Annotated in this window: 19 protein-coding genes; 8 read left to right on the top strand and 11 right to left on the bottom strand. The window is 41.4% G+C overall.

The window, feature by feature from the left end; all coding sequences use genetic code 11:
* The first annotated feature begins 12 nt into the window (after nucleotides 1-12).
* Nucleotides 13-1,164, top strand: coding sequence for an SH3 domain-containing protein (locus tag JMW64_RS00440; RefSeq protein ID WP_201552250.1), 1,152 nt, complete (start codon nucleotides 13-15; stop codon nucleotides 1,162-1,164).
* 97 nt (nucleotides 1,165-1,261) lie between these two features.
* Here JMW64_RS00440 and JMW64_RS00445 read toward each other — a convergent pair whose 3' ends face one another.
* The 5 genes from JMW64_RS00445 to JMW64_RS00465 form a co-directional block, all read right to left on the bottom strand.
* Nucleotides 1,262-2,269 (bottom strand): YhdH/YhfP family quinone oxidoreductase, encoded by a 1,008-nt coding sequence (locus tag JMW64_RS00445; RefSeq protein ID WP_265089798.1) that lies wholly within the window; start codon nucleotides 2,267-2,269, stop codon nucleotides 1,262-1,264.
* A gap of 85 nt (nucleotides 2,270-2,354) precedes the next feature.
* A complete protein-coding gene (locus JMW64_RS00450; protein ID WP_201552251.1) occupies nucleotides 2,355-3,332 on the bottom strand; it encodes a zinc-binding dehydrogenase in 978 nt (325 codons plus the stop codon).
* 168 nt (nucleotides 3,333-3,500) lie between these two features.
* Nucleotides 3,501-4,181, bottom strand: a complete 681-nt coding sequence (locus JMW64_RS00455; RefSeq protein WP_201552252.1) for a GDYXXLXY domain-containing protein — start codon at nucleotides 4,179-4,181, stop codon at nucleotides 3,501-3,503.
* Nucleotides 4,178-5,365, bottom strand: coding sequence for a DUF4401 domain-containing protein (locus JMW64_RS00460; RefSeq protein ID WP_201552253.1), 1,188 nt, complete (start codon nucleotides 5,363-5,365; stop codon nucleotides 4,178-4,180). Before JMW64_RS00460 ends, JMW64_RS00455 begins: the two co-directional genes overlap by 4 nt.
* Entirely contained in the window at nucleotides 5,358-6,410 is a 1,053-nt protein-coding gene (locus JMW64_RS00465) for a DUF2157 domain-containing protein (protein ID WP_201552254.1), read from the bottom strand. Before JMW64_RS00465 ends, JMW64_RS00460 begins: the two co-directional genes overlap by 8 nt.
* 856 nt (nucleotides 6,411-7,266) lie before the next feature.
* Between JMW64_RS00465 and JMW64_RS00470 the strand changes: the two genes are divergently transcribed.
* The 5 genes from JMW64_RS00470 (at nucleotide 7,267) to oppF (ending at nucleotide 13,402) form a co-directional block, all read left to right on the top strand.
* Nucleotides 7,267-8,934 (top strand): ABC transporter substrate-binding protein, encoded by a 1,668-nt coding sequence (locus JMW64_RS00470; protein ID WP_227694006.1) that lies wholly within the window; start codon nucleotides 7,267-7,269, stop codon nucleotides 8,932-8,934.
* Nucleotides 8,935-9,235: 301 nt separating this feature from the next.
* Nucleotides 9,236-10,156, top strand: coding sequence for an oligopeptide ABC transporter permease OppB (gene oppB, locus JMW64_RS00475; RefSeq protein ID WP_045442924.1), 921 nt, complete (start codon nucleotides 9,236-9,238; stop codon nucleotides 10,154-10,156).
* A 90-nt stretch (nucleotides 10,157-10,246) separates the two neighbouring features.
* A complete protein-coding gene (oppC, locus tag JMW64_RS00480) occupies nucleotides 10,247-11,152 on the top strand; it encodes an oligopeptide ABC transporter permease OppC (RefSeq protein WP_060490135.1) in 906 nt (301 codons plus the stop codon).
* A gap of 12 nt (nucleotides 11,153-11,164) precedes the next feature.
* Nucleotides 11,165-12,370, top strand: coding sequence for an oligopeptide ABC transporter ATP-binding protein OppD (gene oppD / locus JMW64_RS00485; protein WP_227694008.1), 1,206 nt, complete (start codon nucleotides 11,165-11,167; stop codon nucleotides 12,368-12,370).
* A 3-nt stretch (nucleotides 12,371-12,373) separates the two neighbouring features.
* A complete protein-coding gene (gene oppF / locus JMW64_RS00490) occupies nucleotides 12,374-13,402 on the top strand; it encodes a murein tripeptide/oligopeptide ABC transporter ATP binding protein OppF (protein WP_201552255.1) in 1,029 nt (342 codons plus the stop codon).
* A 441-nt stretch (nucleotides 13,403-13,843) separates the two neighbouring features.
* Here the strand turns inward: oppF and JMW64_RS00495 are convergent, their stop codons facing one another.
* Nucleotides 13,844-14,098: a DUF2798 domain-containing protein gene (locus JMW64_RS00495; RefSeq protein WP_045442930.1), complete on the bottom strand. Its 255-nt coding sequence runs from the start codon at nucleotides 14,096-14,098 to the stop codon at nucleotides 13,844-13,846.
* Between the two features lie 260 nt (nucleotides 14,099-14,358).
* Here JMW64_RS00495 and JMW64_RS00500 point away from each other — a divergent pair, with 260 nt between their 5' ends.
* Nucleotides 14,359-15,063 (top strand): aspartate/glutamate racemase family protein, encoded by a 705-nt coding sequence (locus JMW64_RS00500; protein WP_201552256.1) that lies wholly within the window; start codon nucleotides 14,359-14,361, stop codon nucleotides 15,061-15,063.
* Between the two features lie 25 nt (nucleotides 15,064-15,088).
* On the opposite strand, the gene JMW64_RS00505 is transcribed toward JMW64_RS00500, so the two are convergent.
* Nucleotides 15,089-16,132, bottom strand: a complete 1,044-nt coding sequence (locus JMW64_RS00505; protein WP_045442933.1) for an NAD(P)H-dependent flavin oxidoreductase — start codon at nucleotides 16,130-16,132, stop codon at nucleotides 15,089-15,091.
* A 254-nt stretch (nucleotides 16,133-16,386) separates the two neighbouring features.
* On the opposite strand from JMW64_RS00505, the gene JMW64_RS00510 reads away from it, so the two are divergent.
* Nucleotides 16,387-18,201: an NACHT domain-containing protein gene (locus tag JMW64_RS00510; RefSeq protein WP_201552257.1), complete on the top strand. Its 1,815-nt coding sequence runs from the start codon at nucleotides 16,387-16,389 to the stop codon at nucleotides 18,199-18,201.
* 360 nt (nucleotides 18,202-18,561) lie between these two features.
* Here the strand turns inward: JMW64_RS00510 and JMW64_RS00515 are convergent, their stop codons facing one another.
* From JMW64_RS00515 to JMW64_RS00530, 4 genes are all read right to left on the bottom strand, one after another.
* Complete coding sequence (locus tag JMW64_RS00515) at nucleotides 18,562-18,939, bottom strand: DsrE family protein (protein WP_045442939.1); 378 nt, start codon at nucleotides 18,937-18,939, stop codon at nucleotides 18,562-18,564.
* 183 nt (nucleotides 18,940-19,122) lie between these two features.
* Nucleotides 19,123-19,665 carry an acyl-CoA thioesterase gene (locus JMW64_RS00520; RefSeq protein ID WP_201552259.1) on the bottom strand — a complete coding sequence of 181 codons (543 nt, stop codon included), beginning with the start codon at nucleotides 19,663-19,665 and terminating at the stop codon, nucleotides 19,123-19,125.
* A 44-nt stretch (nucleotides 19,666-19,709) separates the two neighbouring features.
* A complete protein-coding gene (locus tag JMW64_RS00525) occupies nucleotides 19,710-20,774 on the bottom strand; it encodes a YheT family hydrolase (RefSeq protein WP_201552261.1) in 1,065 nt (354 codons plus the stop codon).
* Between the two features lie 113 nt (nucleotides 20,775-20,887).
* Nucleotides 20,888-21,499, bottom strand: a complete 612-nt coding sequence (locus JMW64_RS00530; protein WP_201552263.1) for a YigZ family protein — start codon at nucleotides 21,497-21,499, stop codon at nucleotides 20,888-20,890.
* Nucleotides 21,500-21,604 lie beyond the last annotated feature (105 nt).

Raw genomic sequence — 21,604 nt, forward strand, 5'->3', positions numbered from 1 at the left:
AGGAACTTATGAGTGGCTGAAAATCCTAAAAAAGATAGTAAAATACCATCTATGTTAGAGATCAGTGAAATGGTTGATAAAATTCAGAGACAATTGAATCCACTATCTTTTGGTGGTAAAACAATAGATAGTATTATGCCGAGAATGGCAAAATATGAACAGATGAATTCAGCTACAAGTATTGCAGATATTGCAAGAAAAGCTGTTCAACCAGTGGATTTCGTTTCTAGCAGTGTTGTAGACCATAGTGCAATAGCAATGAATGCTCAGTTGAGAGTCCCAAAAGCAGTGAATGTGCAAGATACTTTTCTTGAAATGACAAAGGGAATGAGTGCCTATGATAATAGTCTTATGTCTGCAAGAGAGAGCCTGATACAAAGTACAGGAGGAACTAGTGTATATGAAGATATGATTTCATCATTAAATCTAATTAGGGATTCATTAGAACCATATAGAAGTGCTTTTGATGCAGCGCGTACCTCATTTGAAGCAAGCGAATCTTTTAAACTTGCAAGAGAGTTACAATCGCAAGTAGCTTTAGCTAATTCCACCTTATCAAAATACTCGGGTGTTTTTGAGCAGTTTGAATCGTTACGCAATCTTGAGTATTTTCAATCAATATTTAAACTAAATGATTTTCAGTTTGAAGAAGTTGTAAGCACTAATTTAACGCAAGGAGATATAACGAGATTTACAGAAAAACCGATATCTGAAATTGAGTCTGATTTAAGTGATGAAATCAAATCAGGAAAGGGTTTCAGTTTATATTCAGATCAAGATAAGAAGTATTTATCTTATATTTACCATTATTATCTATTACCATTATTTTTTGGCTATTTATTTTTAAATATGTCGAATATTCTTCAGGCTAAAGAAGAGTCAAAATTAATGGAAACTAAGCAGGAAATAAGGTCATTTATAAGATCTTCACATACTGCGTTTGACCGTCAAGCATTAAAAGGTCATCGATTTGTTATGGTTGATTTACTTAATTTTCGCGATAGACCTAGTATGAGTTCTAACGTGATTGATTCTTTACCGATTGGTACTACTGTAAGGGTCATAAACAAATCTGACCGCTCGTGGCTTCTTGTAGAAGTCGAAATTAATGGTGAATTAGAGCAAGGTTGGGTTCTAAGACGTTATACGACTTATTTTAAATAAATTTAGTCTAGATAAGGCTATTTTTGAAATATAAAAAAGGCAGCATCTCAAAAGAGATGCTGCCATTATCTATAAAGTTAACTTCTAAACCAAAAACCTAACCTTTCACATTCACCACATAACGCCCAACCACTTTACTCGACATAAAGCGATCTAAGTATTCTGGCGTTTGCTCTAGCGAAATCTCTTCGCCATAGCTTTCAAGATTAGGCAGTTTCATATCAGTCGCGACACGCTGCCAAATAGCTTCTTTATCAGCCAGTGGAATATAGACTGAATCGATACCCAATAATGACACCGCACGGGTGATAAAAGGTATCACTGACATCGAAAACTCAGCGCCGCTGGCTAAACCACAACTGGTCACTGCACCGCCAGATTTGGTTTGCTTTAGCAGGTTGGGTAAGTAGTCGCCGCCAATGGTATCAATAGCATTTGCCCACAGCTCACGACCGATAGGCTTGTTACCAATTTCATTGATGGTATCGCGATGACGCACTTCGCTCGCGCCCAATGCTTTCAAATGCTCGCTTTGCTCTGGCTTACCTGAGAAGGCAATCACCTCATAACCCAGCTGACTCAAAATAGCGATACTGATCGTACCGACGCCGCCTGTTGCACCAGTTACCGCGACTGGACCATCACTGGGTTTTGCACCCATTTTTTCTAATTTTTGGATACTGAGTGCTGCGGTTAAGCCGCCCGTACCGTAAGTCATTGCTTCTTTTAACGTCAGCGTTTCTGGGCAGGGCAATGCCCAATCGGCAGGTATAGAGATCATCTGACCCAGACCGCCATCTGTATCCATGCCCAAATCATAGCCAAATACCAATACTTCTTGCCCTGCGGTAAACGTGCTTGATTTGTCACTGACGACGACGCCAGCTGCATCAATACCGGGAGTATGCGGATATTGTCTGGTGATTCTTTTATTGCCTGATGCCGACATCGCATCTTTGAAATTTAACGAGGAATAATGCACTTCTATCAACAAGTCATTTTCTGGCAAGTCACTGACGTTGCGTTCTTGAATACTTTTGCTAAAGCTGCCGTCGGTATTTTCTTCGACGACTAAGGCTTTAAAGGTTTTATTATTAGACATCATATTATTCCTAGTGAGGTTGTTTGGTGTGTGTTTTTACTTGCACGTACATCATTTGCAACTACATCGATGTATGTAAGACAGTCATTTATGCTTTTAACAACACCTTACCATTCTTACTTGCCTGCAATTTGCCATCGACGGCCTTGACGATATCTGCCAAATCAAACGTCGCCTCAACGGGCAGTTTTAAATTGCCATTGTTAGCACGTTCGATCAGCTCATCAATCAAACGTTGTTTGTTTTCAACGCTCATTTCTTGACTGATTTTGCTGCCCCAAAAGCCTTTAATTATCGCTTGTTTAAAAATGATATGGGTTGGATCTAGCACCATTGGTTTGCCTGACATGATGCCAAACGATGCCAATGTGCCACCATGACCCAGTAACGCCAGCAGATCATTACTCGACTCACCACCGATAGAATCAACCGCGGCACTGATTTTCTCATCACCAAGGATGGCTTTTACTTGATCCTTCCAGTCGTCATCTGAGGTGTTGATATTATGTTTGATACCCAGTGCTTCTAATTCCTTGATAGCATCGCCACTTCTCACGACATTAATGGTGTTAATACCACGCGCGGCGGCTAGCATGGCGAGCGATTTGCCGACCGCGCCATTGGCAGCATTATGAATCACCCACTGACCGCTTGTTAGTGCTAAAAACTCAATCAGCATCAGCGCGCTGAGTGGCATCGCAATGAGCTGCGCCGCCATTTCGTCTTCTAAGCTATCAGGCATGACGAATACCATGTCTTTTGAGGCGACAAAATACTCTGCCCATGTCGCTTGTACGCTCGCCGCTGCCACGCGCTGACCCACTTTTAAGTCTTTGACATCCTGACCGACGGCATCGATAATGCCGACCGCTTCGCTACCACCAACCGCTGGCAGCTCAGGTTTAAAGCCATATTGACCGCGAATGGTTAATAAATCATGGTTGTGGATAGAGGCGAGTATCGTTTTGACTCGTACTTCATTGGCTTTTGGTTCAGGAATAGGTGTGTCACCTAAACTGAGGACGTCAGATGGTTTACCGAAGGTACTATAAGTTGCGCTACGCATAATCATTTCCTTTATTATTTTTAAGTCGTGAGCAACAGTAACAAGTTTGTCTCAGTACCCTCAATGTTACTTTAGTTAAGGAATGTTATACGTTACACGTATCGCGTATAGTAAAGCATAAGTAGTAATGCATAATAAGTAACGAATAAGTAGTCGCACCATTAACGTCTACTGAGAGGCTTTATCTTCTTGGCTTATGTCGCCGACGATGACTGTAAAATCACCGTCTACCATCTCTGTGAGTAATGGCTCACCTTTGTCATTGACGCGAAACAGACCATATTCAGCCGCTTCAAACGCCTCGGCATGACCTTCTTGAAAGAAGAACGCATTGGTCGCCAATTGCACACTGCCGTTACGGATGCGGTAATAAATGGGCAGCTCACTTTTAGTTAAACCTTCACGACTATTACTATCAGCTAAGCGGACAAAATGCCCCACATTATTGTCATCGATTTTCACAATGACATAACCGTCGCTTGGCTCATAAATACGAAAATCTGTATCAAGCTCGTCTAATTCTACATCTAGTTCTGAGCCTAATTCGTCTTGTGTTGAATGAGGGTGCTTTGGTCGCATGGCATCAAAAATATCGCGCTCGAGCGCATAGCTTAACGCCATATAATCGCCTTGCATAAAACCACGGGGATCAACGGGTGCAAGTGCTAATAATACCGTTTTGCCAGTGGTGAGATGGGTTTCGTATTTGATGATATTCATCGTCATTACGACCAATATCAGTGCTAACCCCAGTAGGGCAATCGTAATCGTAACGGCTCGTTTTTTTAGCCAATGCGTGGATGGTGACGTGTCATCAATCAAGCGCTTAGTCAAAACTTTCTGGTTCATGAGTAGCGCTCCTGATTGTTGTTAGCGCTCGGTTTTATATTTGCAAGATATCCTTTAATAAGTGTCCAGCGTATGAGTAATAGCGCGATACCGATGACCAGCATAGAGATAGATTTAACCAATAACGAAGTATCGAGCTGATAGTAATACCAAAATATATAGCTGACCAAGGCGGTGACGCCCAAACCTAACAGCACCCGTTGGCTATTGGCAATCGCAATGACGATGATAAGGCTAGTCGCCAGTAAACCTGAGACGTAAATCGATATTATCCCAAGCAATACAATCGCACCACCAATGAAGAGTCCCGCTGCCGATAGTAATTTAACGTCGTAACGTTTTAGAATCAGATAAGCGGCATAAAGGCTGGCAAGTGTAAGCAACCCTTGCGCCAAATAGTAGTTATAGCTGAAAGTGTCGCCATAATAAGAAGCAAGACTATGACTATGTTCAGCGGCGATAAAGTACACAGAAAAGCACAACAGCATCAGCGCGCTGGCGTAACCAATGGCTTTAATAATATCGAAAACATCCGCTCGCCATTTGCTGGGTATACGCTGCAATAGAGAATAACGTGATAAGTTGCTGCCAGTCGTAATCAGCGCCAATAATCCCAAGTTGAGCTCAGGTAGATGATAATAGTTAAGCAAATAAATCATCAAACCTAGCGTCATTATGCTACCCAATAGGCGATAGATACGGTTGGGCATAATGACCGTCACAACGGCTTGCACGATTAAAAAAAGCCAAACATCTATAGGATGTGACAAATTATTATCAAATAAAGCAAAGCCAATGTAGGCTTGTCCAGCCGAGCTAATAGCCAATGCTAGGCTACTGATAAAGGTATTATCACGGCTTTGCTTGTTTCTAAATAGCACAAAACCCGCCGCGCTGAGTACTAGACCTGTAATTAACAAGGCAATCACGCTGTCAAAGCCATCGATGCCAAACAATAATAAAGACAGAAAGGCGATTAGAAACAGACTCGCTACAATACCGCTAAGACCAAAAAGTATTTGTATAAACCAAGGAATATCGTTTTGAGAGTGATTATTCGCTATCGTTGCCTTAGCGCTGGTCTCACCAGTACGGGCATCAGTCACATTGCCGTCAATTAATCCAAGCTGTTGCAGCTGTAAAAGGACATTGTCTGAGTGTTGATTATTCATATCATTACTCATAATTACCTCCTTTGACGACAGCACTTGGGAGGTTGTTTTCGCTGTTTAAACGTGCCGCATGACGCAGCCAAACAACCGCCGCTGAACTCATGCCAATCAATAATAGGGCTAAGATGAGAAAACCACCCATATCAAAATTGTCTAAAAACAACTTACCCGCCCAAAACATCACCACGACAATGACAGAGCCACATAAATAGGTCAGCATTAATAGATTGATGCGATACCAATAAAATCGCCAAACCATAAATCCGCACCAGCTCATCCATAGCAGCAAAGTGATCAGCATCATTACAATATTGGCGTCATCAAAGACATAAAGAATGGCAAGGTAGGTAATAAAATAGCTGTTGAGTAAACCGACGACATAAGCGCTCCAATCCAGCTCAGATTTAAATCGGCTGCGTGTGACTGATGGTGGTTGACGGTCGATAAACACGAGCCACAAGTTTAGCGCCACAAAATTAACAGCGGCAAGCACGCCTATTTGTAAGACACCTTCATAAAAATAACTGACAAAGGCAAAGTCCATAACGCCGAAATATAAGATGAGACCAGTATTGACGAGCCCCAACCATAGCAGCCATAGCGCAGGGGAGCGGGCGATAATTACCCACGGAATAATCAATACTGCCCAGCCAAAAAACAGCTGCCACGTATCCGCGCCCGTTTGATACACCTGCCCAAATAGCGCCAATAAGCTGCCCGTGACCACGCTGGCAATGAGCAATAATAACTGCCGAACCAGCTGAAATTTCTGTTTAAAAGAGAGCGCAACGTAAAGGGCAATCGTGATAACCAAGGCCCCTTCGACCAAAGCGAACTTGCCCATTTTGCCCATATTTACCCAGTTATAGGCAATGAAAAATACCAGCGATAATACCAGCGCTATCGCCCCGATAATCAGCATGGCTTTATCAAAAAAGACCAGCCATGAGCGTTTGCTAGGATAGACTTGCAAATGAATCGCTGCATCGTTGGCATGCGTCAATGGCAGTATGCCTTGCTTGAGTAAATGCTCGATAGTACGCCGTGGTTGGCTCATAGCGTCCTCTAAATAAAAAGATGATGTTGCTTATCTTAGCTTTTTTGTGAGAGGTGGGTGTACTAAAGTTTATAGTTTTTTACTCAAAAAAACTCAATCCTACTGAGCAAATGCTCTTGGATGAGATAGGCGCAAATATAAGCGCTCGGCCACGCGACTATACAATCAAAATTTCATCAAGAGATCAGCATTATTAGCTTTATAAAAAGGAATTAATAGTGATATTGGTAGGTATTAATTCTAAATTTAGTGATTTTTATCATGGTCTTACTCAGCTATTACAAAAATAAGTAATTGCAAAAATCAAAAAATTGTACGATTTGAAATAGCGAATAATTCTGGTTTTGAGTGTCGAAAATACCACACTATCATTCATCAGCATCGGCTTAAAAAATCTATCAAATGATTAGTTATTAACAATAGTCTTATAAATAAAATTCATCATATCTACTAGGGTTTTATTGCTTGATAGCATTGATTTCATTCACTTGACAGTGATAATTAGTGATTTAGAAACTGAGATTTGTGGTAATAAGACAGGTTTCGAATGAGCGGTAGTATATTGCTGATGAAAGGTAATAAGTAGCTATAAAAGTTACTCAATTAATAGTAATCACATCTAAGTTTTGGTCGTCGAAACTGCTTTGACGGCAATCTTATTTTGCTTGTTAGTATCAGGGAGGAATTAAAACTTATTGACATTTGTATCGTTTTTAATTATAATAGTTGTCTACAATATGACCAATAGTTAGTTAAAGTATTGTTAATAAACGTAGTCAATATACGGATATATTAACTCGAATCACTACTATTTAGTTGATCCGCCCAGCCACTGACCAGCAAGGATAGCTATTATATGATGCGCACTCCTAATCACTTTTTGTCCTCTATATTTTTGCCTACCTCTCTTGCGCTCGCCATGTCTATGACTGGCTGTAGTAGCGAGAAGTCTGGCACTGACAGCCAAGCAGCTGACGTTGATCCTAATGTACTGGCTGATACTCAAGCGCTCGTCGTCAATAATGGTACTGAACCTGAATCACTTGATCCACACAAAGTATCGGGTGTACCAGAATCTACCCTTGGCCGCCAGATGTTAGAAGGTTTAACCAATACGGATGCCGAAGGTAAGACCATTCCAGCAATGGCAACCAGTTGGGAAAGCGAAGACAATAAAGTATGGACCTTTAAGCTGCGCGATGCTAAATGGTCAAATGATGATCCAGTAACGGCAGAGGATTTTGTCTACAGTATGCGCCGCTTGGTCGATCCAAATACTGCGTCGCCGTATTCAAGCTATTTGGTCGATGCCAAAGTAGTAGGCGCTGATCAAATCGTTAATGGTAAGGCAAGCATTGAAACCCTTGGCGTAAAGGCTATCGATGATAAAACTTTGCAAATTACGTTATCAGAGCCAGTGCCTTATTTTCCAGATATGTTGATTCATAATTCAGTCAAGCCCGTTCATAAAAAGACCGTTGAAGCCTTTGGTGATAAGTGGACAGCTCCTGAGAACATCGTGGTTAACGGTCCTTACAAGCCTACCCAGTGGCAAATTAACGACAAAATCATTTTAACGCGCAACGCTTCTTATTATGACGATGCTAATACGACTATCGATACCGTCACTTTCCTGCCGATTCCTTCTAGTACGACTGACGTCGCACGCTATCAGGCGGGTGAAATCGATGTGACCTACAATGAGATTCCAACCGAGCAGTTCGCTTCGCTTAAAGAGCAAGTGGGCGATCAGCTAACCGTATCTCCTTATCTTTGTACTTATTATTACGAGTTTAATACGGTCAAGCCACCGTTCAACGATCCCAACGTACGCCGCGCTTTAGCCTTAGCTTTGGACCGCGATACCATTGCGGATAAAGTTATCGGTCAAGGACAGACGGCCGCTTATCAGTTGACACCCCCTGCCACCAATGGCGATATTGCAAATAGTCCAGAATGGTCGACTTGGGATCAAGAAAAGCGGGTTACTGAGGCCAAAAAACTGCTCACTGAAGCAGGCTATAGCGATAGCAATCCGCTGACTTTTGAGCTGCTATACAACACCAATGACAATCATAAAAAGACTGCGGTCGCGGCTACTTCACTATGGAAGCAAGCGCTCGGCTTCGTCGATGTGACTTTGACCAATAAAGAATGGAAAACCTATTTGGATACCCGCCGTAATGGTAATTATCAAATCGCGCGTGCTGGCTGGTGTGGTGATTATAACGAAGCGTCAGCTTTCTTAAATATTGCCAAATCTGACAATAGTGGCAACTACGGTAAATACAATAATGCTAACTTTGACAGTTTAATGGCGCAAACGCTGAAAGCTGGCGTTAGCCCTGAGCAGCGTGCCAATCTATACAAGCAAGCTGAAGCTCAGCTTGATCAAGATATGGGTTTACTTAACATTTATCATTACGTCAGCCCGCGTCTAGTAAAACCTTATGTCATTGGGTTTCCAACTAAGGATATATTAGACAATTGGCAGGTAAAAAATCTCTCAATTGCTAAGCACTAATCGTTTGACTGATCGCTGAATAATTCTATCGATTGAATGTCTGAGAGCGGTAAAAACAGTTGGTTTCATTTATCGCTCCTATTAAGTAACGCTGATAGCGTCATTAGTTTCATTTTTCACGACCACTCTCATTAGGCGTGTTAGATGAAACTCTTGTTATTTATAAACGACGATTATCGATCATTTATTTAAAACCAAGTCATTGAATATTGCTAGTTGAGTGATAACTGGGCGTTAGGTTTGTGCTAGTTATCTCATTTTAGTTTAGCTGAAAAATAAGCATCATTATAAAAGAGGCATTATGCTAAAACTGATTTTTCGGCGTATCTTAGAGGCCATTCCGACCTTATTCGTATTGATCACGGTCTCCTTTTTTATGATGCGTTTGGCGCCAGGCAGTCCGTTTACGGGTGAGCGTAGCTTGCCACCTGCGGTACTGGCCAATATCGAGGCCAAATACAATCTTAACGATCCTATGTGGCTACAGTATGTTAATTATCTAAAGCAGCTAGCGGTAGGCGACTTTGGACCGTCTTTTAAGTATAAAGATTATACGGTTAACGAGCTGTTGTCGCAGTCGTTTCCTGTCTCTATGGAGTTGGGTCTATACGCTTTTATATTGGCATTGGTCTTAGGACTTATCTTCGGTGTTATCGCAGCCCTTAAGCAAAACTCATGGATAGACTACGTACTGATGGCCTTTGCTATGACAGGCGTTGTGATTCCAAGCTTCGTTAAAGCGCCATTATTAGTGCTGATTTTTGCCATTATTTTGCAATGGCTACCGGCTGGTGGCTGGAATGACGGGGCACTCAAAAACCTTGTATTACCAGTTGCCGCTTTAGCGCTCGCTTATGTTGCGAGTATTGCTCGTATCATGCGTGGCTCGATGATTGAGGTGATGAATAGCCAGTATATCCGAACGGCTAAGGCGAAAGGTTTGCCGATGCGCCAAATAGTGATGAGGCATGCGCTGAGACCCGCACTACTACCCGTTATCTCTTATTTGGGCCCAGCCTTTGTCGGTATTATCACAGGCTCTATTGTGATTGAGACTATCTTTGGTTTACCTGGTATCGGACAGTTATTCATTAATGGCGCACTCAATCGTGATTATGGGGTAGTGCTTAGTTTGACCATTTTAGTCGGGGTATTGACCATTGCCTTTAATGCTATCGTCGATATTTTATATGCGGTAATTGATCCAAAGATTCAGTATTAAGGCGACCATTTAAGCGCATTATCATTCCAATACGGTTTGATGGGTATCATTCATTATTATTATGCTAAATAGATTATTAAAAGGACGACTATGAGCCTTACCGCAGACCAGACAACTGACCTAGCAGAAATAGGGGCTCAGGAAATCAAAGGCCGCAGCCTTTTGCAAGATGCTAAGCGCCGTTTTTATCGCAACAAGGCCGCCGTAGCCAGTCTTTTTATATTGCTACTCGTGGCAGCTTTCGTCATCTTTGTACCGATGTTAGCACCTTTTGGCTATGCCGAAACCGACTGGAACTTTATGCAGTCCGCGCCAGCCATCGATAATAAGCACTACTTCGGTACTGATTCACTCGGTCGTGATTTGTTAGTGCGAACCGCAGTAGGTGGTCGTATCTCCTTAATGGTAGGCGTCGCCGGCGCTACGGTTGCAGTGATTTTCGGTACGATATACGGTGCAACGTCAGGCTATCTTGGTGGCAAAGTCGATACCGTTATGATGCGTGTATTAGAGATTTTAAGCGCCTTCCCCTTTATGTTTTTTGTGATTTTATTAGTCACTATCTTTGGTCGTAACCTTATCTTAATCTTTGTGGCGATTGGACTGGTATCGTGGCTGGATGTTGCGCGTATCGTTCGCGGGCAAACGCTAAGCCTGAAGAGTAAAGAGTTTATCGAAGCTGCGCACGTAGGCGGCGTATCAGGCTTCAATATTATCTTACGCCATATTGTGCCCAATGTACTCGGGGTGGTGGTGGTTTACGCCTCTTTATTAGTGCCAACGATGATTTTGTTTGAGTCATTTCTAAGCTTTTTGGGACTTGGTGTTCAAGAGCCGATGACCAGTTGGGGGGCGCTGTTGCAAGAAGGTTCAAAAACCATGCAGGTAGCACCTTGGCAGATTTTGATTCCTTCAGCTTTTTTGGTCATTACTTTATTTTGCTTTAACTTTATTGGCGACGGTCTGCGTGATGCGTTTGACCCTAAAGACCGCTAAGAGGGTGACATCATGAAAAACCAAAGCATGAAGGATAAAAGCATGGAGGGTAAAAGTATGGAAGATAAAAACATAGCAACTCAAAAGATTTATAACGCCGCCAACGCGCCTAGTGCTCCTGAGAAAATAGAGTCTACTACCTTTAATATAGGTACTGATTCAGCGATCGATAAGCCACCTAACGCAGAAAACACCTTGTTAGCAGTCAAAGATTTATCGGTACAGTTCACGACCGAAGAGGGTCTAGTAACGGCAGTTAATGGCTTAAATTTTAACCTACATGAAGGCGAAACCTTAGGTATCGTTGGTGAGTCTGGTTCAGGTAAGTCGCAGACAGCGTTTGCTATTATGGGGTTATTGGCAAATAACGGTTATGCCAAAGGTTCGGTACGCTTTGAGGGTAATGAGCTACTAGGATTGTCACAAAAAGCACTAAATAAAATTCGTGCCGAGCAGATCGCGATGATCTTTCAAGATCCGATGACCTCATTAAATCCTTATATGAAGATAGGCGACCAGCTCGCTGAAGTATTGATTTTACATAAAGGCATGAGTAAAAAAGACGCTTGGGCCGAATCCATACGAATGCTAGACGCGGTTAAGATTCCAGAAGCCAAAAATCGTATTGGCATGTATCCGCATGAGTTCTCTGGTGGTATGCGTCAGCGGGTTATGATTGCGATGGCATTATTATGTCGCCCTAAGCTGTTGATTGCTGATGAGCCAACCACCGCGCTCGACGTTACTGTTCAGGCACAGATTATGGTTCTATTAAACGAGCTAAAACGCGACTTTGGCACCACCATTATTATGATTACCCATGATTTGGGGGTTGTGGCGGGTATCTGTGATCGAGTACTGGTGATGTATGCTGGGCGTACCATGGCGTATGGAGAGACTGAAGAGATTTTTTATGCCCCAAGTCATCCATATACTATCGGGCTACTAAAAGCCATTCCGCGTTTAGATAACGATATGGGCAAGCTTGAAACCATTCCAGGTAGTCCACCAAATTTATTAGATTTGCCTGCAGGCTGTCCTTTTTATGAGCGCTGTTCTCATGCGATGGAAGTCTGCCGTGATACACCGCCACCGCTGGAATTTCTACCGAACAAGCGTCAACGCGCTTGTCACTGGCACCCTGAAACGCCCGTTGATCACTCACTAGATAGCTCAGCAGATATCGATGCCAATAATCAATCAGGGATGGAGGGCTAGCTCATGATGATACAGAATTTAGATAGCGCCAAAAGCAATAATCCAGCACCGTTATTGCAAGTAAAGGACATTCATACCACCTTTAATATCAAACAAAAAGGGACTTACTTTTGGCAGAAGCCTGTCACTCTAAAAGCAGTTAATGGGGTATCGTTTGAGCTATTTGCTGGTGAGACTTTAGGGGTGGTGGGCGAATCAGGCTGCGGCAAATCAACACTCGCTCGTACTATCATCGGATTGATACAAGCTGACTCTGGCAGTATCAAGTTTTGTGATGAAGAGATGGTGGGTGCGTCCAAAAAGACCATGAGATTAAAGCGAAAAGACATTCAGATGATCTTTCAAGATCCGCTGGCATCACTTAACCCGCGCATGACTGTAGGGGATATTATCGCCGAGCCTCTTCGCACTTATTATCCTGAAATGAAGAAGCCTGAGGTGCAAAATGAGGTACGCGCCATCATGAAAAAGGTGGGGCTACTGTCTAATCAAATTAACCGATATCCGCATGAGTTTTCAGGTGGTCAGTGCCAGCGAATAGGCATTGCTCGAGCACTGATATTAAAGCCCAAAATTATTATCTGTGATGAGCCAGTCTCCGCCCTTGATGTCTCGATTCAGGCGCAGGTCATTAATTTATTGCAAGAGGTGCAAGAAGAGATGGGGTTAGCGCTTATCTTCATTGCCCATGATCTCTCTGTGATTAAGCACATTGCTGATCGGGTATTGGTCATGTATTTAGGCAACGCCGCCGAACTGGGTTTGAACAAAGCCGTATACGGCAATCCGACTCATCCCTATACCAAAGCACTGATGTCTGCTGTACCGCTACCTGATCCTATTGCTGAGCGTAACAAGGTCATTCAGTTATTAGAGGGTGATTTACCCAGTCCGATCAATCCGCCGTCAGGTTGCGTTTTTCGCACCCGTTGTCCACTAGCTGATGAAGAATGCGCACAGATTAAACCCGTGTTAGAAGGCACCATAAATCACCGAGTGGCTTGTTTAAAAAATAAGGTCGAGGTGGCTTAAAAGTGGTTTTTGGTTCATGGATATTGACTGTATTAAAAGCAGGCGGACTTATTGAAATGCTCTTAATACAATCTAATACTTTTACTCATTGGTTTTAAACGTCAGGAGTTAGCATCAATCAATCAGTTTCACCGATATCAATAGCCATTTCATTAAGTAATGTCGTTAGCTGACCACGATGATGGGCTTGGAGATTGACTTATTACGGGAGTAATTAGGAAGGTCATTAAAGCCTCTTATCCAGATCCAGTCAATTATCATAAGATGACTCAACGTCCCTAATATCCAATCAAAAAACACCCTTTTATCTTCGCATAAAATACCTTCAGCAAGGCTGTGTATACAGCCACAGATTTCTTAATTCATAGCGGCATGATGATTTACCATCAGCTCACAGCAATGCTTTCTCAATGCTTTCTCATACTTTAACTTCTAGCTGGTTCAATAAAACTCAATACGACTGAGCAAATGCTCTTGGATGAGATAGGCGCAAATATAAGCGCTCGGCCACGCGACTATAAAGGCATATTTCCATGAGTGAAACAGCGTGATAAAGAACCCATCGACGAATCCTACATTGATCAGCAGCAATGCAGTTGAGATAATCGTGGACATGAGCAGTGCCATTAAAAAGGTAAAAATAAGCCGATAGTACTTGCGCCGTGTGCGTATTCTAATGGTAGGGAATTTTGCCATAGTGTGGAGGTGTCCTACATGGTGATGGTGGCGTTTGAGGAACGATGAACGATGTTGCGTAGCGTCATGGGTCATCATTACCAACCATGATATCGTATGTTGATAAGTGGATAAAATCGTTATTATCAATGGTGACATTCGTTATATTTTAATGACTGTTGTCCCATGCATAAAAATAAAAATTCCCAAAAAATAACAAACTAAAGATGATTAATTTTGCTACGATAAAATCGATTACAACTCACAAATAAGGCAATAAAATGACCGTGCACAAGCAGCGAACATTGGGCATCATCGGTGGTATGAGTTGGGAGAGTAGCGAAAGCTATTATCGGCTGATAAATGAGGGTGTCAAGGATAAGCTGGGTGGATTACATTCAGCAGATTTATTCATACATAGCGTGGACTTTGCGTTGATCAATAAGCACCAAGAGCAAGATGAATGGGCAGCGCTGGGTGTAATCATGGCTAGCAGTGCTCAGCGCTTGCAAGCGGCTGGCGTACAAGGGCTCATGATTGCCTCTAATACAATGCATAAATTGCTCGATGATGTGCAAGCCGCGACGCATTTACCCGTTATTCATATCGCTGATGCCACTATTGCCGCCATCAAAAAACAGAATCTGTCTAAAATTGCCTTACTGGGCACTCAGTTTACGATGACGGAAGATTTTTATAGGCAGCGTTTGATGGATGCAGGGCTTCAAGTGTTGATACCAGAGAGTGATGCACGAGCAGAGGTACATCGAATTATCAAAAAAGAGCTGTGCGTCGGTCAATTTAAAGACCGCTCGCGCCAGTATTATCAGCAGGTGATTAAAGATTTAGCAGATCAAGGCGCAGAGGGCGTCATCTTAGGCTGTACAGAAATTGGACTGCTCATTAAACAAGCAGATAGCCCAATTCCAGTATTTGATACCACGGTGATTCATGCAGCGGCAGCGGTGGATTTTTTATTAGAGTAGCGCAGACTGATAAAAATATTTAAGCCTATAACATTTTGACCAAGCGCTCTAACAGCTCAATCGTGCGCTCTTGTCTGACCAAAGCGACGCCTTGTCCCGCCCATAAAGACTGATATTCTGGGTCAAGATTATTGGTCGCATGACCACGCAAAAATTTGGTCATCGCATTTAATTGTGGATAGGGCGGTAGCTCATGCGCGCTTTCAAAGCGAGCAAAATCACGCAAATAATCATTTAATAAACCACGAGCTTGTTTACCTGAAAACAGTCTCGTTAAGCGTGTCTCAGCACTGCGTTTATTTTCACTAGCATCAAGTAGTGCTTGTTTATAAATATCATTAATACCGCATTTATCTGTGGTCAAAAACGCCGTTCCGATTTGCGCCAGCTCAGCGCCAGCCGTTTGCACTGCTTTGATATCTTGCCCAGTCATGATGCCACCTGCTGCAATTAACGGAATATCGGTACACGCGCGCGTTTGAGTAATCAGCGTCAATAATCCCAATGGATCGGTTTCACTTTGCGCGAGCCAGCCACCGCGATGTCCACCCGCTTCGACCCCTTGTACACATACCGCATCTGCGCCAATATCGCTCCATGCTTTCGCTTCTAATGGATGATTTGCCGTCCCGATGACACGCGTGCCTAGACCTTGCAGATGCTGAACTTGCTCGGCACTGATAATGCCAAAGGTAAAACTGGCGACAGGAACGGGATTGTCATAGAGCACTTGCAGCTGATCCGCGAAGCTTAGTGCTGGGCGTTCAGGTAGTGCAAACTCTATATTGTTTTCTTGATAGTAATGACTTAGCCAAGCAGGGATTTCGGTATCAAAGGTATTCGACTCATGCTCAGACAATACCATTAGATTGATCATAAAAGGGCGATCAGTGAGCGATTTAATGGTGTCAATATGGCTATGCAAAACCTCTGGCGGCGTCATGCCCGATCCCAATGAACCCAGTCCACCAAAGTTACTCACTGTCGCCGCAAGCTCAGGGGTGGTTGCGCCTGCCATTGGTGCTTGCACGATAGGGTGGGTTATATTAAGGGTATTCAGTAAGGTCATGACGGGCGTCCTTTTTATTTTGTTAGGTTTTTATCTCACTTACTTTAACAGAGGTAGGCGGAGCGTGTGTTGGATAGTGTTTATTTAGTTATTCGATAAAAGAAGTAGGTTTTGACTACAGGGTTATAGATAAATAAATTAAACTCCACTCAAAATCTTAGTTTGAATAGAATTTTGTTGGATTATAAAGGTAAAAGCTGTAATACTACACTTAATTATAATACCTCAATCTAATAAAAATATAAGGAATTTTGATGCCAGATTTAGTAACTCCACTTGTATTGAAAGCTACTATTCCGGTCTTAATAAAAAAAATACTGGATGAGATCAGACCTACTGTTGGAAATATAAATGACCAAACTAGACAGTTTTTTGAAATTGGTTTAAAAAAATATTTAAATAAGAAGTTTGATCAATATTCTGAGCTTAAAACTCTACTAAGAGGTAATACACCAGTATATATTTATAATATATATTATCCTTTAAAGTTAAAGAATGATGATGAAGTTATTGAAACAAATAATGTCGCTAATATATTTGAGAATTCTAATGCTGTTACTATTATAGGCGATGCAGGTAGTGGTAAAAGTACACTTATAAAACATTTATTTCTAAATACAATTAAAACAGGATATGCAATTCCTGTACTTGTAGAATTACGATATTTGAACAACGATGAAAATAGCCTACAAGAGTATATTAGGAATAAAGTCTTAGAAGATTGTATTGCTGAAAATCCTAAAATTTTAGACAAACTATTTGAAACAGGAAAATTCGTATTTTTCTTAGATGGCTATGATGAACTAAATACTGAAGTTAAATCTAATATTGTTAAAAATTTAAGTGAGTTTAGGAATAAATATCCAAGCAATAAGTTTATATTAACTACAAGACCCTACTCAGGTATCGAGCAATTACAACGATTTCATAATTATTATGTAAAAGAGCTTTCTATAGAAGACAATGAAATTTCGGAATTCGTAAATACACAATTAAGAGATGAAGTTGAGCTTAGAAATAAAATAAATGAATCTATAATCACAAATAGTAGTGGACATATTAATAGCTTTCTAACAAACCCTTTACTGCTATCACTGTATATTCTAACCTTTAAATCTAATGCAGATATACCAGCTAAAAAACATATTTTCTACCGCAGAGTTATTCAAGCGTTATTTTCAGAACACGATAGTCAAACTAAAGTTGGTTACATTAGACAAAAACAATCTGGATTAATTCAAGAGGAGTTCGAAACAGTATTACAGTTATTCTGTTATCTATCTTATTTTGAAAGCAAGTTTAGCTGGGATACAGATTTTATATTTGAAAAATTTAAAATTATTAAAAATAAAAGTGAAATTAATTTTGAAAACTATAAGATTTTAAAAGACTTAAGTTCAGCCGTTGCGTTGTGGATTGAAGATAATGGGTTGTATTCTTTTGCCCATCGCTCTTTACAAGAATATTTTGCCTCATTGTTTGTTAAACAAATGACTTTAGAAGGCAAAGAAATAGTATATAAGAAAATACTTAATAGGCTGGATAAAAACCAAATATTTTTTGAATCAGAAAACTTTTTATCCTTATTGGAAGAGATGGATGAGTTGAACTTTAATAAACTTTACTACCTTCCCTTATTAATTGAAATTAAAAGTATTTTAGATTTTTCAAGTAATAAGAGCCTTTATTTATCATTTATTAAAAAGTCATTTCCAAAAATTAAAAAAAGTCCTGTTCTTATGGGTACAGCAATAGAGTTTAGCGATGATTTTGGTAAAATATCTTCTTTTAGAGAAGACTATCTAATTGAGTTGCATGGTATTCTTATTAAAGCGATCAAAGTTATTGATAAGGAAATATTGCCTATAGTTGAAGTGGTAGACGGTGTGAAATATTGGGAAATATCATTAATAGAAGAATTCCCAGATTATTTCATTCAAGCAACATATGATGATGCACTGAATATAGCTATCTCATATAAAGATGCATTACTCGATGAGATAAAAAAGACAAAAGATTTCATCGAAAAGTCAGAGAAGAACGATATAGATTTTGCCGATCTAATTTAGTAGATAAAAAATATTCAGTGATAAGAATATCAGACTATATATATCCTTCAAAGAGATAAAAATTCTCACCTTTGCATATTTAAGGTAAGAATTTTTGCTAAGAATACATATTTATTTAGTTTTTAACTAATAGCAGCGGTTAGCTAAGCCTTCTTGACATCGCCTGAAACTACTGCTTAGCTTATGGAATGCGTTGATTTTATAATAATAAGTAAGGTCATGAAGGATCTTCTTTTTATTAAGACTACTACCTAGGTTTATAACATAAGAATTAACGGAAATAGGTCAGCCCTCAACCCATCAAAAAGACAGCCAAGAAAACCAACCCATTTATTTCAACTTGATGCTTAGATTAAACGCTTAATTCAACTGCAAAGAGCCCTTCGCATTCATCAGAAGCTCAACCACATCATCACCGCTAATCACTTCAAAGCGCTTATCGATGGCTGATTCTTCGACACCATTATGTTTCATGCAAGCGCCGCAGACCAATACTTGACCGCCTTTTTCGATAAAGGCTTCTAACAATTCGCCCGCAGGTTCAAATGGCGCGCCAATATTGACGTTATCTAAAGCGTTGGGCAATGCCAAATGTACCGCGTCCACCATCAATATCACTGAGGCAGAATGACCTTTTTTAAGTGCGACACCTGCCATAGTAAATGCTAAGGTGATTTTGCTTGGATTTGATTCACTATTATCAAATAACGTACCGACATAATCCGTCGTGTTAGCCATATTATTCTCCTTATAAGACTGTTTTAATTAGATAGTATTTAGTTGAGCTGAGTATGATGCTCACTACTATCCTAATATTTAATATATATATTTATATAATGTATTGTTAGGAAATAGTAGTTATAAGGTTAACTGATTGTGAATAGGTGTTTGTGACTTATGAATAAAGTTAAAAAATAAATGCTAACTTTGCGGTGGCCACGGGCGATCAGCATCACTGACGATCCATTCTGCTACATAGCCACTCGGTGGCAACTGCCAATCTGCTTGCCCCAATGAGGTTAGTACACGTGCTGTTTCTATCACCTTACCTTTTTCAGTCACGCCCGTCCGCAGTAGCGCAGAGGAGCAAGGTTTGCCCTTTACCCACATCGACTGCTCGATATATATCCAACGCTCATCGAAGCCGACGATATGCGTTTTCATGGTGACCTTATCAAAAGCGCGAATACGTTTGCGATATTGGATGGTACTACCAGCGACGACCAAACCCCAACGCTGCTTGAGCAGTTGACGTCCAAGCCCGCTACGCACCGCGAAGTCAGTACGACCCATATCAAAAAGGGTAAGTACGCGACCATTATTCATCTCTAAGAAATTATCAATATCTGTCAGACGACAGCGAAAGCTAATCTCACTCGTATCTTTAAACGTTAAGGTATTGCCTTTTTTGACTTGTAGCGCGGCGTGGGCGATGGTGCTGGCATAACGGATAAAGGGATACATAGTGCAATCTCAAAAGAGTAAAAGGTAAGGTGAGTATTCTTATTTTAGGGCTTATTAGATGCTACACCGATATGATTAAAATAAGCGCTGACAGTTTCAGGTATCCAGTTGATATCAAATCTTGATTTTTTATAAAGATGCGGCGATTTGTCTTTATCAGAGAGATAACGAATAAAACCCACATGCCCGCCATGCTCAGTGTCTAAGATAGTGACACTGTTAGACACATCGTTTGGCGTGGCGGTAAAACCAAGGAAGGGGTCGTCTTTGGCACTAATAAGTAACAATGGTTTCGTTACTTTTATTAAATAAGGCAGGGCTGATGAGGCTTGATAGTAGTGGTTATTAGAGCGGTAGCCGTGACGCGGCGCGGTAAAGATATCGTCAAAGTCACTGATGCGATTGACCGCTTTGATCGAGTCGATCTCCTCTTTGCTGATGTCATTGGCTAAGGCTTTTTTGATAATGGGGTTGAGCAAATAAGGCGTATAGATACGATGACTCAAAAAGCTGTGCATACTAAGCGCCGCTGATGACATATCGACGGGAGCGGAGATAACAGCCGCGCCTTGGCAGATTGCTTCGTCACCATATTCGCCCATGTATTTCGCCAACGCGTTACCGCCTAGTGACACCCCAACCGCATAAATATTGGCGTACTGTTGACTTAGGTTTTGCAGCGCGTGATGCACTTCATCCGTGTCACCCGCATTATAAAAAACTCGACCATTAGCAGGAATGCCGCCACAACTGCGGAAGTGCGCCACCACAAAGTGCCAGCCCTGAGCGTGCATCTGATGCGCCAAAGCACGTGCATAATAGCTGTCGCTGCTGCCTTCCATACCGTGGAATAGCACGATTAATGGCGTTTGTTCACGCTCGCCATTTTCTACGGTTTCGATAGGATGCGCATCATAAAAGTCATAAGCAATATCACTTTCATCCAACGAGTCTTTTTCGACCACACGGCGATAAGTGGGTGCTTTAGGAGCAAAAAGCTTAGGAAGGATACTTTGCAGGTGCGGATTGGTCAGCCAAAAGGGCGGTTTAAAAGGCGCTGGAGAGAAGGGTTGACTCGATTTTGACGTTGGCGAATTTGAGGTTGGCATAAAGGTATCTTATTTAATGGGCGTTAAAATCATCTTTAACAATCAGTGCCTTATCATACCCATGCCAGTTATCAAAACCAATAAGATTTAGTGAATGCTCAGTGAACGCATGGTTACTCATTCAATTTTTCCGACGCATCTAATACCCGCCCATCCATCGCCAGACGTTCTTTTAAATGGTCGATATCTGCCTCAGCAATCGTCACGGTCAATGTCACTTGTTTACTATAAGCGATATCATCGATACAGCCATTTAAACTGTCGACCACATAGCGGCATTGTGCTTCGGTCGCAAACTCTGCCAATATCTGCACTTGTACCATTGGCACATAAGGGCTTAAATCCATCTCATCGACGACTGCTTGCGCTGCGCCTGCATAAGCACGGGTTAGACCGCCTGCGCCCAGTTTAATACCACCAAAATAACGCACCACGATAATAATGACGTTACCGATCGCTTTATGCTGCAACACATTTAATATCGGGCGACCTGCTGTACTATTTGGTTCACCATCATCATCAAAACCAGCACTGGTGGTGTTATTGGGGTCGCCAATGATATACGCCCAGCAGTGATGACGGGCGTCAGCGTATTGCTCACGTAATTGTTCCACGTGAAACATTGCTTGCTCACGCGAGGTTACAGGATAAGCGTAAGCAATAAACTCGGATTTTTTAATTTCTAAGCGCGCAGTGACAGCACGTTTTAGCGTTTGATAGCTCATATTTCATCAGGTCTAGGTTGGATATGGTAAACTTGTCTAACTTTCACTGTCGTCCACATTGGGTACAGTGTTCATTTAATTTTTTATTATAGTACCACTTCTGAC

This window comes from Psychrobacter immobilis, from assembly GCF_904846065.1.
GTDB classification, from domain to species: domain Bacteria; phylum Pseudomonadota; class Gammaproteobacteria; order Pseudomonadales; family Moraxellaceae; genus Psychrobacter; species Psychrobacter immobilis_H.

What these genes read in the sequence shown, in the direction of transcription:
- oppF (WP_201552255.1), top strand. Translation starts at nt 12,374, where the DNA reads ATGATGATACAGAATTTAGATAGCGCCAAAAGCAATAATCCAGCACCG.
- JMW64_RS00510 (WP_201552257.1), top strand. Translation starts at nt 16,387, where the DNA reads ATGCCAGATTTAGTAACTCCACTTGTATTGAAAGCTACTATTCCGGTC.
- JMW64_RS00500 (WP_201552256.1), top strand. Translation starts at nt 14,359, where the DNA reads ATGACCGTGCACAAGCAGCGAACATTGGGCATCATCGGTGGTATGAGT.
- oppB (WP_045442924.1), top strand. Translation starts at nt 9,236, where the DNA reads ATGCTAAAACTGATTTTTCGGCGTATCTTAGAGGCCATTCCGACCTTA.
- JMW64_RS00445 (WP_265089798.1), bottom strand. Translation starts at nt 2,269, where the DNA reads ATGATGTCTAATAATAAAACCTTTAAAGCCTTAGTCGTCGAAGAAAAT.
- JMW64_RS00495 (WP_045442930.1), bottom strand. Translation starts at nt 14,098, where the DNA reads ATGGCAAAATTCCCTACCATTAGAATACGCACACGGCGCAAGTACTAT.
- JMW64_RS00520 (WP_201552259.1), bottom strand. Translation starts at nt 19,665, where the DNA reads ATGTATCCCTTTATCCGTTATGCCAGCACCATCGCCCACGCCGCGCTA.
- JMW64_RS00460 (WP_201552253.1), bottom strand. Translation starts at nt 5,365, where the DNA reads ATGAGTAATGATATGAATAATCAACACTCAGACAATGTCCTTTTACAG.
- JMW64_RS00470 (WP_227694006.1), top strand. Translation starts at nt 7,267, where the DNA reads ATGATGCGCACTCCTAATCACTTTTTGTCCTCTATATTTTTGCCTACC.
- JMW64_RS00450 (WP_201552251.1), bottom strand. Translation starts at nt 3,332, where the DNA reads ATGCGTAGCGCAACTTATAGTACCTTCGGTAAACCATCTGACGTCCTC.
- JMW64_RS00525 (WP_201552261.1), bottom strand. Translation starts at nt 20,774, where the DNA reads ATGCCAACCTCAAATTCGCCAACGTCAAAATCGAGTCAACCCTTCTCT.
- JMW64_RS00515 (WP_045442939.1), bottom strand. Translation starts at nt 18,939, where the DNA reads ATGGCTAACACGACGGATTATGTCGGTACGTTATTTGATAATAGTGAA.
- oppC (WP_060490135.1), top strand. Translation starts at nt 10,247, where the DNA reads ATGAGCCTTACCGCAGACCAGACAACTGACCTAGCAGAAATAGGGGCT.
- JMW64_RS00530 (WP_201552263.1), bottom strand. Translation starts at nt 21,499, where the DNA reads ATGAGCTATCAAACGCTAAAACGTGCTGTCACTGCGCGCTTAGAAATT.
- JMW64_RS00455 (WP_201552252.1), bottom strand. Translation starts at nt 4,181, where the DNA reads ATGAACCAGAAAGTTTTGACTAAGCGCTTGATTGATGACACGTCACCA.
- JMW64_RS00465 (WP_201552254.1), bottom strand. Translation starts at nt 6,410, where the DNA reads ATGAGCCAACCACGGCGTACTATCGAGCATTTACTCAAGCAAGGCATA.
- oppD (WP_227694008.1), top strand. Translation starts at nt 11,165, where the DNA reads ATGAAAAACCAAAGCATGAAGGATAAAAGCATGGAGGGTAAAAGTATG.
- JMW64_RS00505 (WP_045442933.1), bottom strand. Translation starts at nt 16,132, where the DNA reads ATGACCTTACTGAATACCCTTAATATAACCCACCCTATCGTGCAAGCA.